General features: G+C 33.2%; 14 protein-coding genes. 3 read left to right on the forward strand and 11 right to left on the reverse strand.

Going from position 1 to position 17383, the window contains the following annotated elements; genetic code table 11:
• Positions 1-3: 3 nt before the first annotated feature.
• The 3 genes from ACT53I_RS05735 to ACT53I_RS05745 form a co-directional block, all read right to left on the reverse strand.
• Positions 4-579, reverse strand: a complete 576-nt coding sequence (locus ACT53I_RS05735) for a GNAT family N-acetyltransferase (RefSeq protein WP_274779031.1) — start codon at positions 577-579, stop codon at positions 4-6.
• Positions 580-833: 254 nt separating this feature from the next.
• Positions 834-3692, reverse strand: a complete 2859-nt coding sequence (gene gcvP, locus ACT53I_RS05740; RefSeq protein WP_476078839.1) for an aminomethyl-transferring glycine dehydrogenase — start codon at positions 3690-3692, stop codon at positions 834-836.
• Positions 3693-3782: 90 nt separating this feature from the next.
• Positions 3783-4424 carry a J domain-containing protein gene (locus ACT53I_RS05745; RefSeq protein WP_476078840.1) on the reverse strand — a complete coding sequence of 214 codons (642 nt, stop codon included), beginning with the start codon at positions 4422-4424 and terminating at the stop codon, positions 3783-3785.
• A 73-nt stretch (positions 4425-4497) separates the two neighbouring features.
• On the opposite strand from ACT53I_RS05745, the gene ACT53I_RS05750 reads away from it, so the two are divergent.
• On the forward strand, positions 4498-5202 hold the full coding sequence (locus tag ACT53I_RS05750) for a hypothetical protein (RefSeq protein WP_476078841.1): 705 nt from the start codon (positions 4498-4500) through the stop codon (positions 5200-5202).
• Between the two features lie 15 nt (positions 5203-5217).
• On the opposite strand, the gene ACT53I_RS05755 is transcribed toward ACT53I_RS05750, so the two are convergent.
• From ACT53I_RS05755 to tpx, 3 genes are all read right to left on the reverse strand, one after another.
• Complete coding sequence (locus tag ACT53I_RS05755) at positions 5218-5634, reverse strand: SRPBCC domain-containing protein (protein WP_476078842.1); 417 nt, start codon at positions 5632-5634, stop codon at positions 5218-5220.
• A 75-nt stretch (positions 5635-5709) separates the two neighbouring features.
• Positions 5710-6162, reverse strand: a complete 453-nt coding sequence (locus ACT53I_RS05760) for a nuclear transport factor 2 family protein (RefSeq protein ID WP_476078843.1) — start codon at positions 6160-6162, stop codon at positions 5710-5712.
• A gap of 74 nt (positions 6163-6236) precedes the next feature.
• Positions 6237-6734: a thiol peroxidase gene (gene tpx / locus ACT53I_RS05765; protein ID WP_371486998.1), complete on the reverse strand. Its 498-nt coding sequence runs from the start codon at positions 6732-6734 to the stop codon at positions 6237-6239.
• 147 nt (positions 6735-6881) lie between these two features.
• Between tpx and ACT53I_RS05770 the strand changes: the two genes are divergently transcribed.
• Positions 6882-9101 (forward strand): NADP-dependent isocitrate dehydrogenase, encoded by a 2220-nt coding sequence (locus tag ACT53I_RS05770; RefSeq protein WP_476078844.1) that lies wholly within the window; start codon positions 6882-6884, stop codon positions 9099-9101.
• 62 nt (positions 9102-9163) lie between these two features.
• Here the strand turns inward: ACT53I_RS05770 and ACT53I_RS05775 are convergent, their stop codons facing one another.
• From ACT53I_RS05775 to katG, 4 genes are all read right to left on the reverse strand, one after another.
• On the reverse strand, positions 9164-9664 hold the full coding sequence (locus tag ACT53I_RS05775; protein WP_476078845.1) for a hypothetical protein: 501 nt from the start codon (positions 9662-9664) through the stop codon (positions 9164-9166).
• Between the two features lies 1 nt (position 9665).
• Positions 9666-10289: a hypothetical protein gene (locus tag ACT53I_RS05780; RefSeq protein WP_476078846.1), complete on the reverse strand. Its 624-nt coding sequence runs from the start codon at positions 10287-10289 to the stop codon at positions 9666-9668.
• Positions 10279-10779 carry an RNA polymerase sigma factor gene (locus tag ACT53I_RS05785; protein ID WP_069796848.1) on the reverse strand — a complete coding sequence of 167 codons (501 nt, stop codon included), beginning with the start codon at positions 10777-10779 and terminating at the stop codon, positions 10279-10281. The genes ACT53I_RS05780 and ACT53I_RS05785 overlap by 11 nt, the downstream gene beginning before the upstream one ends.
• A 129-nt stretch (positions 10780-10908) precedes the next feature.
• Positions 10909-13083, reverse strand: coding sequence for a catalase/peroxidase HPI (gene katG / locus ACT53I_RS05790; protein ID WP_476079381.1), 2175 nt, complete (start codon positions 13081-13083; stop codon positions 10909-10911).
• 290 nt (positions 13084-13373) lie between these two features.
• On the opposite strand from katG, the gene ACT53I_RS05795 reads away from it, so the two are divergent.
• The gene (locus ACT53I_RS05795; protein WP_476078847.1) at positions 13374-14912 is read left to right on the forward strand and encodes a S41 family peptidase; all 1539 of its coding nucleotides are present in this window, start codon (positions 13374-13376) and stop codon (positions 14910-14912) included.
• A gap of 20 nt (positions 14913-14932) precedes the next feature.
• Here the strand turns inward: ACT53I_RS05795 and ACT53I_RS05800 are convergent, their stop codons facing one another.
• On the reverse strand, positions 14933-17323 hold the full coding sequence (locus ACT53I_RS05800; RefSeq protein WP_476078848.1) for a TonB-dependent receptor: 2391 nt from the start codon (positions 17321-17323) through the stop codon (positions 14933-14935).
• Between the last annotated feature and the right edge of the window lie 60 nt (positions 17324-17383).

Here is a 17383-nt window from a genome sequence, read left to right on the forward strand (position 1 = left end):
CTATTAATAATTTTGCATATAGTAACTTAAATCTCTTTTATTTTTTTCTTTGGGTGGAACGAATAACATTCCTGTGCAGAGACAATTTTTTCTGCCTTTGCTTTGTAAAATAGAATAATTGACACAACTTTGGCAACCATCCCAAAACTGATCATCTTGAGTAAGTTCCGAAAAAGGAACTGGATGATAACCCAATCTTGAATTAATTTTCATTACCGCTAAACCTGTCGTAATCCCAAATAATTTAGCGTTTGGATATTTTTCTCTAGTCACATTAAACACAGATTCTTTTATTCTACTTGCTAAACCGATATTTCTATACCTTGGCGAAACAATCAATCCCGAATTAGAAGCATAGTCACCATTGGTCCATGTTTCGATATAGCAGAATCCTGCCCAAATTCCATTGTGCGTGATTGCGATAACCGCATCGCCTTTTTCCATCTTCTCTTTAATGTATTCTGGAGATCTTTTGGCAATACCTGTTCCTCTAATTTTGGCAGACTCTTCCATTTCTTTTACAATCTCGTCTGCAAAACAAAAATCATCAGCGGTTGTTTTTCTAATGATAAATTCCATTTAAATAAATAGTTTAAGAGTGCAAATATACAAATAAAGTTCAAATAAAAGATTTTTTATCTTTATTTTTAAATAATTAAAAGATAATTTATTGTTAAAATAATCTTATTTGACAGTTTTTATTTGTTTTGCCATTAACACTTTAACATAAAACCATTGATTATGAACATTTTACAAAACAAGACATCTAGAAACAAAAAAATCGCTAAAAATGAATTTAGCGATTTAAAATATCTGTAAAATTTACGTTTATCTTACATGTAGCTTTCTATTGGCTCACAAGTACAAACCAAATTTCTATCTCCGAAAGCTTCATCTACTCTAGACACAGAAGCGAAGAACTTATGTTCTCTCACCCATTCTAGCGGATAAGCTGCTTTTTCACGAGAATATGGTTTATCCCAAGCATCTGAAATCACCACTTGTTCTGTATGCGGAGCATTTTTTAATACATTATTATGAGCATCTGCTTTTCCTTCTGCAATTTCTTCAATTTCTGCTTTGATAGCAATTAAAGCTTCAGCGAATCTGTCTAATTCTGCTTTAGATTCTGATTCTGTAGGCTCAATCATCAATGTTCCTGCAACCGGGAAAGAAACCGTAGGAGCATGGAAACCATAATCCATCAAACGTTTTGCAACATCTGCTACCTCAATTCCTAGTGGTTTAAACTGACGGAAATCTACGATACATTCGTGAGCTACTCTGCCTTTTTTATTCGCATATAAAATTGGGAAATGCTCTGCTAAAACTTCTTTTAAATAATTTGCGTTGATGATTGCAAATTCTGTAGAATTTCTCAAACCAACCGCTCCAAGCATTTTAATATAAGCATAAGAAATATTAAGAACCAATGCAGAACCATAAGGTGCAGAAGAAATAGCATCTATTCCTTGACTTCCACCTGTTGGAATATTAGGATTTTGAGGCAAGAAAGGCACTAAATGTTTAGCTACACAAATTGGTCCAACTCCTGGTCCACCTCCACCATGAGGAATTGCAAAAGTTTTGTGAAGATTCAAGTGACAAACATCTGCACCGATATTTCCTGGTGAAGTGAAGCCAACTTGAGCATTCATATTTGCACCATCCATATAAACTTGACCACCATTTTCATGGATTAAATCTGTAATTTCTTTTACGTTATCATCAAAGAAACCATAAGTAGATGGATACGTAATCATGAAAGCAGATAAATTATCTTTATGCTCTTCAACTTTAGCTTTTAAATCTTCGAAATCTATTTGTCCATCTTCTAGATTTTTTACAACAACTACTTTAAGACCAGCAATCACCGCAGAAGCAGGATTAGTTCCGTGAGCAGATTGAGGAATTAAACAAATATTTCTATGACCTTGACCGATAGATTTTTGATACGCTCTAATCACCATCAAACCAGAATATTCACCTTGAGCTCCAGAATTTGGCTGAAGTGAAGTTGCAGCAAAACCAGTAATCGTAGCCAAATCTTTTTCTAAAGTTTTGATTAATTTCTGATAACCATCAGCTTGATTAACTGGCACAAAAGGATGAATAGCACCCCAATGTTCCCAAGAAAGCGGAATCATTTCTGTAGCTGCATTCAGTTTCATGGTACAAGAACCTAGAGAAATCATAGAATGCGTGAGTGATAAATCTTTTCTTTCGAGACGCTTAATGTAACGCATCAATTCTGTCTCTGTATGATATTTATTAAAAACTTCTTCTTTTAAAATTTCGTCTTTTCTCAATAAATTTTCTGGAAGTGTAGAAACGGCTTTTGGTTCTAATTTGAAACCTTGTTTTTGCTTGAATTGTGCAAAAGCAGCCACTACTTTATCAATTTTTTCAGTAGTTGTAGTTTCATTGATAGAAATACTTACAAAACCTTCAGTAAAATAATTTAAATTGATTTTATGATCAAGCATTAATCTCTTTAACTTATCTTTTTCTTCTTCAGACATACTGATTTTAACCGTATCAAAAACTGGCTCTTTCACCGTATCATATCCTAAAACAGATAGCGCATCTCTTAGAGCATTGGTTTTATAATGAATTTGGTCTGCAATATATTCTAAACCAGCTTTACCGTGATAAACAGCATACATAGAAGCCATTACCGCCAATAAAACTTGAGCTGTACAAATATTAGAAGTCGCTTTTTCACGTTTAATGTGTTGTTCTCTGGTTTGCAAAGCCATTCTCAAAGCGCGTTTTCCGTATGCATCTTGAGTTACCCCAATAATTCTTCCCGGAATATCACGTTTATATTCTCCTTTACAAGCAAAAAATGCAGCGTGAGGACCACCATAACCTAATGGAATACCAAATCTCTGCGTAGTTCCCACTGCACAATCAGCTCCCATTTCTGCAGGTGATTTTAATTTCACTAAAGCAAGCGGATCACAAGCCACTACTACTTGAAGATTTAATGCTTTATAATTTGAAATTAATTGAGTATAATCAATCACAACACCATTTTTACCCGGATATTGTAAAATAGCTCCGAAAAATTCTGCATTAAGCTCAAAATTTTCATGATTACCAACAACTATATCTATTCCTAAACCATCAGCTTTGGTTTTAAGAACCGCAATAGTTTGAGGTAAAACCAAATCAGAAACAAAAAACTTATTTGCTTCTGCTTTTTTCTGGTCTTTCGTTCTGTTTGAAAAGAACATACTCATGGCTTCAGAAGCTGCAGTTCCCTCATCTAATAGAGAAGCATTCGCTAAATGAAAACCAGTAAGATTGGTAATTAATGTTTGGTAATTCAATAACGCTTCTAATCTACCTTGTGCAATTTCTGCTTGATAAGGTGTATAAGCGGTGTACCAACTAGGATTTTCTAAAATATTTCTCTGGATAACACTTGGCAAAATACTGTTATGATAACCAAAACCAATGTAAGTATCATAATCTAGATTTTTAGCAGCCAACTCTTTAGAATGCTGAAGCATTTCGTACTCAGATAAAGGAGCAGAAATATCTAATTCATTTTCTAATCGGATTGCATCTGGAATAGTTTGAGAAATTAATTCTTCTACAGAAGAAACGCCAATTTTTTGTAACATAGCGTTCTTATCAGCTTCATTGAAGTTGATGTGACGGTTCACAAATTGCTGTGTGTTCATAAAAATTTTAGGTATTATTTTTACTTTTTGTAAGTTTCGTAAAAATAAGGATTTTTTTATGAATAGTAAAATTCTATTTTTCTATAAAAACTATTGACGAAAAACCAAGTACAGAGCTATTGCTAAAAGAATAATAGCCAATAACTTATAATAAAAACGAGCATTAACCTCTTCCTTTTTTTGCGGTGCAGTGGTAGAATTTTGAGCAGGAACATCCTCTTTTATAGAAGTTTTCAATTCCCCAGAAACTTCGGTGATGGTAATTCCTTGAACTACTGTTTTGTGTAATAAAGTATTGGTAGCATGAAGAATAATCTGAAACTTACCTTCTTTATCAAACTCCTTGATTCTAAATTTTCTATCGCCTTGAGACTTTTCTAAACCAAATGGTGTGATTTTCACCAAATCTGCATCATAGGTTTGCCAATGAATGGTAATTTCGTCGCCTTTTTGTGCTCGGATTTTATCGGCGTGAAAGTTTTTAATTTTTGGAGGAAGCATTGATTTTTGACTTCTTTGGAAACTCCCGAATCGCTGGTCGTAAACTTTTCTAGATTCTTCATCAATCAAAGTTTCATACGCTTCTTTTATTTCTCTGAAACGCTCTGTAAAAAACTCATCATTTTCGTTTTTATCAGGGTGATATTTCAGCGAAAGTTTACGATACACTTTTTTAATGTCTTCGGAAGAAGCATTCGGTTTTATTCCTAGAAAATAGTAGTAGTCTTTCAATGGATTGATGATTGAGGAGCAAAAATAGAAAAATTTATCTCTATTTTCATATCTTTACTTTATAAAAAAACTAATGAAAAAATTAATACTCTTTTTACTTTTAACTTCTTGTAATCCTTTTGAAATAACAGAAAAAGACATAACCGATTTACAAGTACAAATAAGTCCCAATGGAGAATATAAAATTTACAAATATACTATTGGAATGGGAGCAATGGGTGATGATATTCAGCTTACTAAAATATTTGAAAAAGATGAAGAATTTGACATAAATGAAGGATTTAATATAAATGGTGACATTGAAAAATGGACTTCAAATGACACATTAACAATAAACAGATTTAAAAATGAAGCAAGTCAACCAAAAGATACTTTGACAAAAATTTCATTTGAAAAATTTGAAAATCTAGTTTTAAAAATTCAAAATCATAGTAGCATCAATTCTGGTATAATTAATGAATATAAATTTGAAAACTTCAAAATTGATAATAACAAAATTACTTTTTATGGAATTCAAAAAATTTTAGGTGAGGACATTGGATCAATAAAATCAATTAACCTTGGAAATATTAACTATTTCCACAACAAAGATTCTTTAGTATCAATCAACACCTCTGTAATTTATAAGACTATGAATTTTAAATATTATAATGGTGATGGTTCTTTTTCAGAAAATTTACCAGAGATAGGAATAAAAGAACGTAGATTTATTCCTAAAAAGAAAATATCTATTTTAAAACTAAAAGAAGTAAAAGGAATTTTTCATCCATTAAAATAAAAAAAGAGAAACTTTTTACAAGTTTCCTTCTGTATAATTTTTAAATTGGTTGAGAATGCTTTGCCATCCTTGCTCTTGCATTTCCAAAGCATTAATCATTTCCGGCTCGAAACGCTCGAAAATTTCGGTAGTATTTTCATCTATTTTATGAAAAAACACTTCTACTTTTCTACCATCTTCTATATGATATTCAATTTTTTGAAGCGGAATGATTTCTGTATACGTTCCATGAAAAACAAAACTTGCCGATTTATCTTTAGCAGCCATGGTATAGAAAAATTCTCCCCCAATTTCTAAGTTGTTTTCGGCTTTCGGACAGTGCCAACTTTCGTGTGCAAAATTCCAATTCACAATATGTTCTGCTTCGGTAAAAAACGCCCAAACCTTTTCTATTGGCGCATTGATATTGACATTTACTATAAGTGGTTCCATTTTTTTTAATGTTGAATTTTGGAAGAAAGAAATCTGAATTTTTATCTCAAATCTCGTGTCTTGAATCTCGTATCTTTAATTAGAATTATCAAAATAAGTATAATCCTTTGTAATTTTTCCGTTTTCTATGGTGAAAACAGTACAAATTGGAAGTTCAAACTTCGTTTTATCAGGATTGGTACCTTTTGAAACAAATTCTACAATCACTTTATTTTTTCCCGAAGGATAAACTGCCACTACAGAATCATGCACATCAGGAAACATGCTTTGCAATTCACTGTACTCTTTTACAATCTGTGCTCTAGATTTAAGTTGAGGCTTCATCTCAGAAGTTGGTTCCTTAAATTCAGGATTTTCTGTGTACAAATTTGCCATTTTTTGCCAATCATGATTATTAAAATGCACAAAAAGCTCTTTTGCTATTTTTTCGTTTTCAGATGAAGTTTCTTTTGTAGAAATCATTTTTTCTTCACTTTGTTTGCACGAAAAAAGCGAAGCCATGGCTAAAAATAAAACGATTTTTTTCATATTCTTTGGGTTTAGTGTCAACCAAAGATAAAAAAAAGCGCACTAAAAAGTGCGCTTACACAAAAAATTTAAATTTATTTTACAGCTTCTAAAGCTGCTGCATAATTAGGCTCTTGAGCTATTTCTGGAACTTGCTCTGTATATTTTACAGTTCCATTTTCGTCTAAAACTACTACTGCTCTACTTAACAAACCTTTAAGCGGAGAGTCAGCAATCGTTAAACCATAAGTCTCGCCAAAGTTTCCTCTGTAATCAGAAAGATTCATTACATTTTGAAGTCCTTCTGAAGCACAGAATCTTCCTAAAGCGAATGGTAAATCTTTAGAAACATTTACCACAACTGTATTATCTAAAGCAGATGCTTCTTCGTTAAATTTTCTAGCAGAAGCTGCGCAAACTCCTGTATCGATACTCGGGAAAATATTAAGTACTACTTTTTTACCAGCAAAATCAGACAATGTTTTTTCTGATAAATCTTCTGCAACTAATGTAAAATCTTGTGCTACAGTTCCTAGTTCTGGTAAATTTCCTGAAGTGTGAATTTCGTTTCCTTGTAATGTAATATTTGCCATTTTTTTATTTTTTATACTTTGTCAAAGATATAGTTTTTACCCATAATAAATAAAAGGAATTATAAATACATGTATTTCATATTTTCTATAAAAATCACTAAATTTGCTAACTTCTTAATTTTAAACAATTAAAAACTCAGAAATATAATGTCTAACAATTCAACAATCATCTATACGTATACAGATGAAGCGCCAATGTTGGCAACTCACTCATTATTACCAATCATTCAAAAATATGCTTCTACTGCTGGAATTAATGTAGAATCTAGAGACATTTCTTTGGCTGGAAGAATTTTGGCAAATTTCCCAGAATATTTAATCGAAGAACAAAAAACTGCAGACGCACTTGCAGAATTAGGAGAATTAGCGACTAAACCAGAAGCTAACATCATTAAATTACCCAATATTTCTGCTTCTGTTCCGCAATTAGAAGAAGCGATTGCAGAATTACAAAAACACGGTTATGCAGTGCCTAACTATCCTGCAGAACCAAAAACAGAAGAAGAAACCGCTATCAATAAAAAATATGCTAAAGTTTTAGGAAGTGCTGTAAATCCTGTTTTAAGAGAAGGAAACTCAGACAGAAGAGCGCCTAAAGCAGTTAAAAATTACGCAAAAGCAAATCCTCACAGAATGGGAGCTTGGAATTCAGATTCTAAAACTTCTGTTGCTCACATGAATAATGGAGATTTCTACGGTACTGAAAACTCTACCACTGTAGAAAACGAATGCAAATACAGAATTGTATTCTACGGAAATGATGGTTCATCTAAAGTTTTAAAAGATTTTGCTCCTTTAAAAGCTGGTGAAGTAATCGATTCTTCTGTGATGAATATTGCTGCATTAAAATCTTTTGTAAAAGAAGCCATCAACGAAGCTAAAGAAAAAAATGTATTGCTTTCTGCCCACCTAAAAGCTACGATGATGAAGGTTTCTGACCCAATTATCTTCGGAGCGGTTGTTGAAACTTATTTTGCTGATGTTTTTGAAAAATATGCTACAACTTTCAATGAATTAGACATTAATCCTAACTTTGGTTTAGCTACCCTTTTCGAAAAAATTGCTGGTCATGCTCAAGAAGCTGAAATTAAAGCGGACATCGAAAAAACGATTGAAAACGGACCAAGAATTGCGATGGTAAATTCTGATAAAGGCATTACCAATTTCCATGTTTCTTCAGACGTTATTGTAGATGCTTCTATGGCAGCTCTAGTAAGAGGTGGCGGTAAAATGTGGAACAAAGAAGGAAAAGAAGAAGATACCGTTTGTATTATCCCAGACAGAACTTACGCTGGTTTCTACGATGCAATAGTAGAAGAAATGAAACAAAACGGAGCAATAGACCCAACTACTTTCGGAACAGTTCCAAACGTAGGTTTAATGGCTCAAAAAGCTGAAGAATACGGTTCTCATGATAAAACTTTCCAGATTTCTGGAGAAGGAACGGTAAAAATTGAAGACGAAAACGGAACTACACTTTTAGAACAAAACGTTCAAAATGGTGATATTTTCAGAATGTGTCAAACGAAAGATGCTCCTATCCAAGACTGGGTAAAACTAGCGGTAAACAGAGCGAGACTTTCTAACACTCCAGCTATTTTCTGGTTAGACAAAGGAAGAGCTCACGATGCACAAATCATCAAAAAAGTAGAAAAATATCTTCAAAATTACGATTTAACGGGTCTTGACATCAGAATTATGGATGTAAAAGATGCCATGCTTGAAACTTTAAAAAGAGGTAGAGAAGGTAAAGACACGATTTCTGTTTCTGGAAACGTTTTAAGAGATTATTTAACCGACATGTTCCCAATTTTAGAGCTTGGAACTTCTGCTAAAATGCTTTCTATCGTTCCATTGATGAACGGTGGTGGTTTATTCGAAACTGGAGCTGGTGGTTCTGCACCAAAACACATTCAACAATTCTTAGAAGAAGGTTATTTAAGATGGGATTCTTTAGGCGAATTCTTAGCTTTACAAGCAAGTTTAGAGCACCTTTCTCAGACTCAAAACAATCCTAAAGCTCAAGTTCTAGCGGATGCTCTTGATGAAGCGAATGCTAAATTCTTAGCAACAGATAAATCTCCTGCAAGAAAAGTGGGTGGAATTGACAACAGAGGTTCTCACTTCTACTTGGCAATGTATTGGGCTGAAGCTTTGGCAAGCCAAACTGCAGATGCTGAATTAGCTGCTACTTTTGCTCCAATTGCTAAATCAATGCAAGAAAACGAAGCAAAAATCAATGAAGAATTGATTGGAGCGCAAGGAAAATCGCAAGACATTGGTGGTTATTATCAACCAGATTCTACGAAAACTTACGCAGCTATGAGAGCTTCTGCTACATTAAATGCAATTGTAGATTCTTTATAAAATTCTAAAATTTAGATTTTAAATTATAAAACAACCTCCCGAAAATTTCGGGAGGTTTTATTTTAAGTAGTTGCGGCTGTAGTTGCTGCGCTTCCATCATCATCTGAACTAAAATAATTGACTACATGAATAATACTAAGCAAAGTAATGGCATCTAAGTCTTCTTCTAAAGCAATTTCATAGTGGAATTTAAAATCTTTCCATTTAAAATTTCTTTTCAGATGAAAGTACACTTTTTCGTTTTCATCTTTCATTACCAAAATATTGCTGTACCATTTTTCTTTTTTGATGATGAAATGTTTTTCGTCATCTTGTAAACTGGTCATGATAATATTTCCTTTCCAATCCATTTTAAATTTCAGCAAAACCCTTTCATATTCGGTAACTTCTACGGAAGTTGTCCAAAAACCTTTGGTATCAGTTTTAAAAATTTTTGAACCTACGTGAATTTCCGCTTTGGTAGAATACCATTTTGGATAGATTAATTCACCTAAAATTTCTTGATTTTCGTTTTCTAGAATAAAGTTTCTAGAATTTTGTGATGTTGCGGTGTAGGTTTTCATGTTATTCTTCGTCTAATTGGTTAAGAATATTTTTAATTTTTTTGTAATATTTCCCGTAATAATGATTGATGACAAATTCCATAAAAAGAACCACCAATGTAAGTAAGAAAGCTACCATGAAGAATAAAACTCCGAATAATTTCAAAAAATCTGCATCTTTCAAATGGAAAATATCTTGACCAGTAGTGTTGAAATGCATCCCAAAATACAAACCTAAAGCCATTCCTAGAAACATCATGATAAAAGTAAGTGCTCTGTAGAGTTCTATGAAAAGTCTTAATTCATAAGCAAACCACATCAGATTTTTTCTGCTGTCATAAGACAAATTGTAGCTTTGCTTGTAAAATCTGTAAAATTTCAAGGTGTAATAAAGCATGAAACCTACCATCAATACGTAAAACAAAGCAAAAATAGAAATACTCTGAAAATCCCATTCGTTTCTTTTAATATATGGCACAAAACCAATTAATACCGTTAAAACCGCCTGAGAAATAAGATCGAATTTCATATTTCTTCGCACTTTATCAATAGGATTATGTGCTTCTTTTATTTTATCTAGATTTTGGGGTAACGAAACTTCGTTGTTTTCTTGGTTCCATTGTTCTTGTAATTTATCAAAATTCATAGCCGTAATTTTTAATAATTTGTTGTAATTTTTCTTTGGTTCGGTTGAGTTTTACACGTGCGTTAACTTCTGTAATCCCAAGATTGGTGGCAATTTCTTTATGACTTTGGCCTTCGAGAAATAAAAAAATCAGCGCTTTTTCTACAGGATTGAGTTCATGAACTGCTTTATAAAAAAATTCTAATTGTGTTTCTTTTTCGTCAGAATTTTCGTCTTGTACATCTATATTTTCGGTTAAAGAAGCATTATCTGTTTTCTTTTTTTCTTTGTTAAGAAAAGTAAGTGCTGTATTGATACTTACTCTGTATAACCATGTAGAAAACTGACTTTTGCCTTCAAAGTTTTGGTAAGATTTCCAGAGTTGATAGATGATTTCTTGAAACAAATCTTCTCTATCTTCCTTTCCATCTACGTACATTTTAGAAATTTTGAAAATCATTCCTTTATGACTTTCTATTTTTTCTAAAAATTCTGATTCTAAAGTTTTCATTAATTAGCGTTTCTATGGAGTTAGTAAAGAAGTTGTAAAAATGTTACAAAAAAAAAATTACTACCAATGTACTAAAATAAAAAAACGGGCAATATTGCCCGTTTAAATAGTAATAAAAAACAAAAAAATTTATTTCAAATCAAATCTATCTGCATTCATGACCTTCGTCCAAACTTTGATGAAATCATTTACAAATTTCTCTTTGTTGTCATCTTGCGCATATACTTCTGCATAAGATCTTAAGATAGAATTAGAGCCAAACACTAAATCTACTCTTGTTGCAGTGAATTTAGTAGCGCCAGATTTTCTATCTACAATATTGTATAGATTTTCTGCAACTGGCTCCCATTTGAAGTTCATGTCTGTAAGATTTACAAAGAAATCATTAGTCAAAACTCCTACTTTATCGGTAAATACACCATGCTGAGTTCCTCCATAATTGGCTCCTAAAACTCTCATACCGCCAATTAACACCGTCATTTCTGGAGCTGTAAGACCTAGTAATTGAGTTTTATCTAGCATCAATTCTTCTGGAGTTACCACATAATCTTTTTTCAACCAGTTTCTGTATGCGTCGTGTAATGGTTCTAGCTCTTCAAAAGATCCTACATCTGTTTGTTCTTGTGTAGCATCTCCTCTTCCTGCTGCAAATGGAACTTTTACATCAAAACCTGCATCTTTAGCTGCTTGTTCTACTGCTGCACTTCCTCCAAGAACGATTAAATCTGCGATGCTTACTTTTTTATCTAAAGTTGACTGAATTTCTGTAAGTTTATTTAAAACTTTTTCTAATCTTGCCGGTTCGTTTCCTTCCCAGTTTTTCATAGGCTCTAGTCTAATTCTAGCACCATTTGCTCCACCTCTGAAATCAGAACCACGGAAAGTTCTCGCAGAATCCCAAGCTGTATTGATGAGTTCTGTTCTGGTTAATCCAGAATTAAGAAGTTTGGTTTTTAATTCTTCAATTTCAGCATCAGAAAGCGTATAGTCTACTGTAGGAATTGGGTCTTGCCAAATTAAATCTTCTGCAGGAACATCTGCTCCTAAGTATCTAGATTTTGGACCTAAATCTCTGTGGGTTAATTTAAACCAAGCTCTTGCAAATACTTCTTGGAAATATGCTGGATCTTGGTGGAATTTCTCAGAAATTTTTCTGTATTCTGGGTCTACTTTTAGCGCCATATCTGCATCTGTCATCATAGGATTTCTACGAACATTAGGATTATGCGCATCTAGTGGTTTATCTTCTTCAGCAATGTTTACTGGTTCATATTGCCAAGCTCCAGCTGGACTCTTGGTTAATTGCCAATCATACTTTAACAATAATTCAAAATATTCATTGTCAAATCTTGTAGGATGCGTAGTCCAAGCTCCTTCAATACCAGAAGTTACCGTATTACCAGCTGCACCTTTAGGATTAATCCATCCAAAACCTTGATTTTCTACTCCTCCTTCTTCTGGATCTGGTCCTAATGTAGAAGCATCACCGTTTCCGTGAGCTTTTCCTACAGTATGACCACCTGCTGTAAGTGCTACCGTTTCCTCGTCATTCATTGCCATTCTCTTGAAGGTAATACGCATATCTCTAGCAGTTTTCAATGGATCTGGATTACCATCTACTCCTTCTGGATTTACATAAATTAATCCCATCATTACTGCAGCTAAAGGATTTTCTAAATCTCTTTCTCCAGAATAACGGCTACCTTCGCTACCAGTTGGCGCTAACCATTCTTTTTCGCTTCCCCAATAAATATCTTTTTCTGGATGCCAAATATCTTCTCTGCCACCTGCAAACCCGAAAGTTTTAAGTCCCATAGATTCATAAGCCATGTTTCCTGCTAGAATCATAAGATCTGCCCAAGAAAGTTTGTTTCCGTATTTTCTTTTGATAGGCCAAAGCAATCTTCTCGCTTTATCTAAATTAGCATTATCAGGCCAAGAATTAAGTGGTGCAAAACGTTGGTTTCCTGTATTCGCCCCACCTCTTCCGTCTGCAACTCTATACGTTCCAGCAGAATGCCAAGCCATTCTAATCATTAAACCGCCATAGTGTCCCCAATCTGCAGGCCACCAATCTTGGCTTTCGGTCATTAATTTTTTTAAATCTGTTTTTACGGCTTCTAAATCTAATTTCTTAAATTCTTCTGCATAGTTGAATTCTTCTCCTAGAGGATTGGTTTTCTTGTCATGCTGATGAAGAATATCAAGATTTAAAGCTTTAGGCCACCAACTCATTACTGATTGGTCACTGCCTGTATTTGCGCCATGCATTACAGGGCATTTCCCTGAATTTCCTAATGACATACCTGCCACTGGAATTGGGTTTTCTTCATTTTTACTGTGAATAGTTTCTCCTTGATGAGGGTTGTTTTCTTTTGGTAATTCATGATGTGGAAATGGACATTTCCCTTGCTCTGATGTACTCATATTGATTATTTTTTGTCAAAATTAAAAGTTTAATGGTCTTGTAAAGTATAATTTCAATTCATTAAAAAAATTCGAGTTATAGATTTTGACAATCAAAAATAAAATTTCAATAAATTATAACTATTGATAATTTTTTTAAAAAATCTTATTTTTGAACAAATAAATTTATGAAAAAAATTGCATTCCTCCTCTTAATTTTAACTCTAAATTCTTGTATTTCAGTAAAAAAGTACAATGAACGCCTTGAAAAGCCCATCCCCAGCGAAAAGCTAAAACAAGATATAGACTACGCCTATCTAAAGCTTCAGAAACTTCATCCTACTCTATATACTTATATATCCAAAGAGAAATTAGATTATAAATTTGACAGTCTTAAAAACACGATTCAACAACCGTTAAAGCCTTTAGAATTTTATTTTAAACTTGCGCCTGTTGTTGCTGAAGTGAGACAAGGTCATTTAAGATTGGTCCCATCAGAGAAAAAACTCACCAAGAAGGAAATTAAAAAACTCAAAGAACAAAAAGGACTTCTGGGAAGGTTATCTTATTATGTAGAAAACGACAAACTCTATGTAAAAGACAATCCAGAAAAAGTTGCCAATATTAAAAACGGGGCAGAAATTATTGCTATTAACAATTTAGAAATCGAAAAACTGCTAAAAAAATACGAACCACTTATCACCAGTGATGGTTATAACACCACCTATCAAAAATATTCGATGGCGAGAAGATTTCCTACTTTTTTCACGGTAGAATATGGAATTATGGATAGTGTGAAAATAGATTTAAAATCCGAAAATACTCTTGACCAAAAACTCGTTACCCGAGAAAAAAAATCAAAAGAAGATAAAAAGAAGGAAAAAACCGATAAAAAACCAACAGAAGAAAAGAAAACCAAAGACTACAATCCTGTGACCAAAAGTTTCAATAGAAATTTGAAATTTTTAGAAAAAGACAGCAGTGTAGCGTACATCAAAATCAAAACATTCTCAGGAACTTATTCTCAAAAATTTTACAGAGAAACTTTTCGAGAAATAAAAAAAGCGAAATCTAAATACCTCATCTTAGACATCAGAGATAATTTGGGTGGTTCTCTTGCCGAAATCACCAATTTATACAGCTATTTGGCAAAAGAGAAGTTCAGATTTATCAATGATTTAGAAGTAGCCAATAGAACATCAATTACTCATGCTGATTATTTCTCGCACTTTCCAAATTATCTGAAACCGATTGCTGCAATAGGATATTTGCCATCTAAATTAACCAGTTTATTGATGGTTCGTCATAAAAATGACAAATATTATTTAAAATCTCAGAACATTTTCACCCCGAAAAAGCCTAAAAAAGATGCTTTCGAAGGGGAAATTTATGTTCTCATCAACGGAAGCAGTTTTTCTGCATCTTCTGTAATTTCTGCAAAATTAAAAAACGACAAGCGCGCCATTATTATAGGAGAAGAAACGGGTGGCTCTAATGATGGAACAGTTGCTGGAATTTATAGCACTCAAAAACTGCCAAATTCTAAACTAAAATTGCCTATTGGTTTGTTTTTGGTTCAGCCCAATATAGAATTCACTCATACCATGGAAGGTGTAACTCCAGATGTAGAAATAAAAACTACTTTTCAACAAATTCTGGAACGAAAAGATGTAGAGTTAGAATGGATTCTGAAAGATATTCAAAACAAAAAAACTTCTCTGCGATAGAGAAGTTTTTCGTTTTATGATTAGAATTCAAATATAAATCCGAAATAAGGAAGTGGCATATTTCGATCTGACTCTCCTACATCTAACAAATAATACTGTTGATCTTGTGGAGCATTAGGATTGGCTATAATTCCGTTATCCGAAGCATCTCTTTGCAGATTTACCACTGGCAAATTGCTGGCGTTTTTAGAACCATAAACATTTACCACATCTACATAAAATGTAAACTGCCATTTGCTGAAAATCCATTTTTTCTCTGCTCTGATATCTAATTGATGCGCTACATTTCCTTTCAAAGTATTCAATTGTGCAAAATTAGAAACTGGACCATTGGCAATGTTCCAAATATTAACCAAAGCACTTCTGCTTAAATCATAAGGCGTTTCTGGCAAACCAGATTGCAATCTAAATCTTGCACCTACATTCCAATTTCTATTGAAATATTTTCCTGTAGTTAAAGAAAGAATGTGTCTAGAATCCCAACTAGAAGGCAATAAATCACCAGCAGCATTAGAAAATTTAGAATTCCCAAAAGTATAGGCTACAATTCCGTAGAAATTGTTCAAAGTTCTTTTTTGAGCTAAAATTTCAAAACCGTAGGTTTCTCCAAAACCTCTAGAATCTACAGGTTCGTTTCCTACCACACCAAAACCTCCTCCTAAATTCGCTAGAGAAATCTGATTTCTGAGTGAGAAAGGATAGTTTTTATATTTTTTATAGTAACCTTCTACGGTAATTCTTAAATTGTCTTTTCCATTAAATTCTAAACCACCAACTAAATGTGCATTTCTGATGTATTTTAAAGTATTTTCATTCACCAAAGCATCATTCAGTTTTAGTCCTAAACTCGTGTAAGCTGGAAGTTGATAGAAAATTCCTGTATTGAAATTAAACGCCCAGTTTTCTGCAAATTTATAATTCAATGAAAATCTTGGAGAAAATTGTTCTAAAGGATTATTGGTTAAATCTGAGTAGTTGCTTGCATCTAATCTCGCACCTAGTGAAATTTGAACTTTATTTTCTAGAAATTTCTTCGCCGTTTGTAGATACAATCCGTACTGAATAAGATTTAATTCCGAGTTAATTACATCATAATCTACCGAATTTTGATTGACTTGTTTCACGGTAGAATCATTGGTATACTTTGCGAAATTAATATTAGTTCCCACGCTGAACTGGTAATCATTCCAACTGAAATTTCTGTCAATTCTCAATTTGTTTTCGGCTTCTCTAGACTGATAATTGTACAATAAATTATCTGGAGTTTCTATATTTCTGTAATATTTAATTGCTTGATTATCGAGCATATTTCGGCTCAAAGTAAATAACCAGTTTCCGTTTTCCACCAAATGTCTGTAACCAGCTCCAACCGTATAATTCCACTGTGGCGAATTTGGCAATCTGTCTATCAAAGTTAGATTATTAAGTGTTTTTTTAGCATCAAAATTATATTCAAATTGGTCTTTTGCTCCTAAACCTATAAAATACAATTCGTCACCAGATTTATATTTTTTAGACACTTTGAAAGTTGCATCATAATAACTTGGTAAAAAAGGCAACCCAATTTCTTTGAAAAGTAACTGAAGATTAGATTTTCTCACAGAAAATAATCCGCTCCATGACTGGTCTTTGCTCAGCGGTCCATCCATCATCAATTGTAAATCATCAAGACCAACAATCGCTTTGTAACCTAGTTTATCTTTTCTGGCTTGTTTTAAATTAAATTCAAAAAGAGAAGACAAAACTCCATTTCTCTTGGCTGGAAAAGCACCGCTGTAAAAATCTACATCTTTAATGAAATCTACGGTGATAATTCCTCTTGGTCCGCCACTTGCGCCTTGAGTTTGGAAGTGATTAATCACGGGAACTTCTATTCCATCAATGTAGAATTTATTTTCTGCAGAACTTCCTCCACGAATAAAAAGGTCATTTCTGAAAGTTGCTGTACTTCCCACTCCTGGGAAACTTAGAATTGCTTTAGAAACATCACGGTTAGAGCCTGCATTTTTCTGTACCTCTTCGCTGGTAATATTTCTGAGTGAAACTGGAGATTCTACGGTAGTTTTGTAAACTTTTTTGGTAATGGTTACCTCTTTAATCTGAGTAGCCACTTTATTCAACCCGATAGAAAAAGTAAGATTCTGATTAGGAACTACGTTGATATCATTCAGAAAGCCATCATCATAACCTTCTGCTGAAATTCTAAAATTATAGTTTCCTGTAGGAATTTCTGGAATTAAAACACTTCCATTCCCAATGAAAATTTCATCTTTACCTCCTTGAATAGAAACGGTAGCCGACAGTGGCTTTTTAGAAAATTCATCAAAAACCGAGATGGTAACACTTCCTACTTGTGCCAACACTACGGTGGTCACTAATAAAAGTAAACTGGTAATTAATTTTTTATACATCAAAATATATTTTTTAGCAAAAATAAAACATTTGTATAGAAAATACGACAAGAAATAGAA

It is taken from the genome of Cloacibacterium sp. DMC96, from assembly GCF_056313765.1.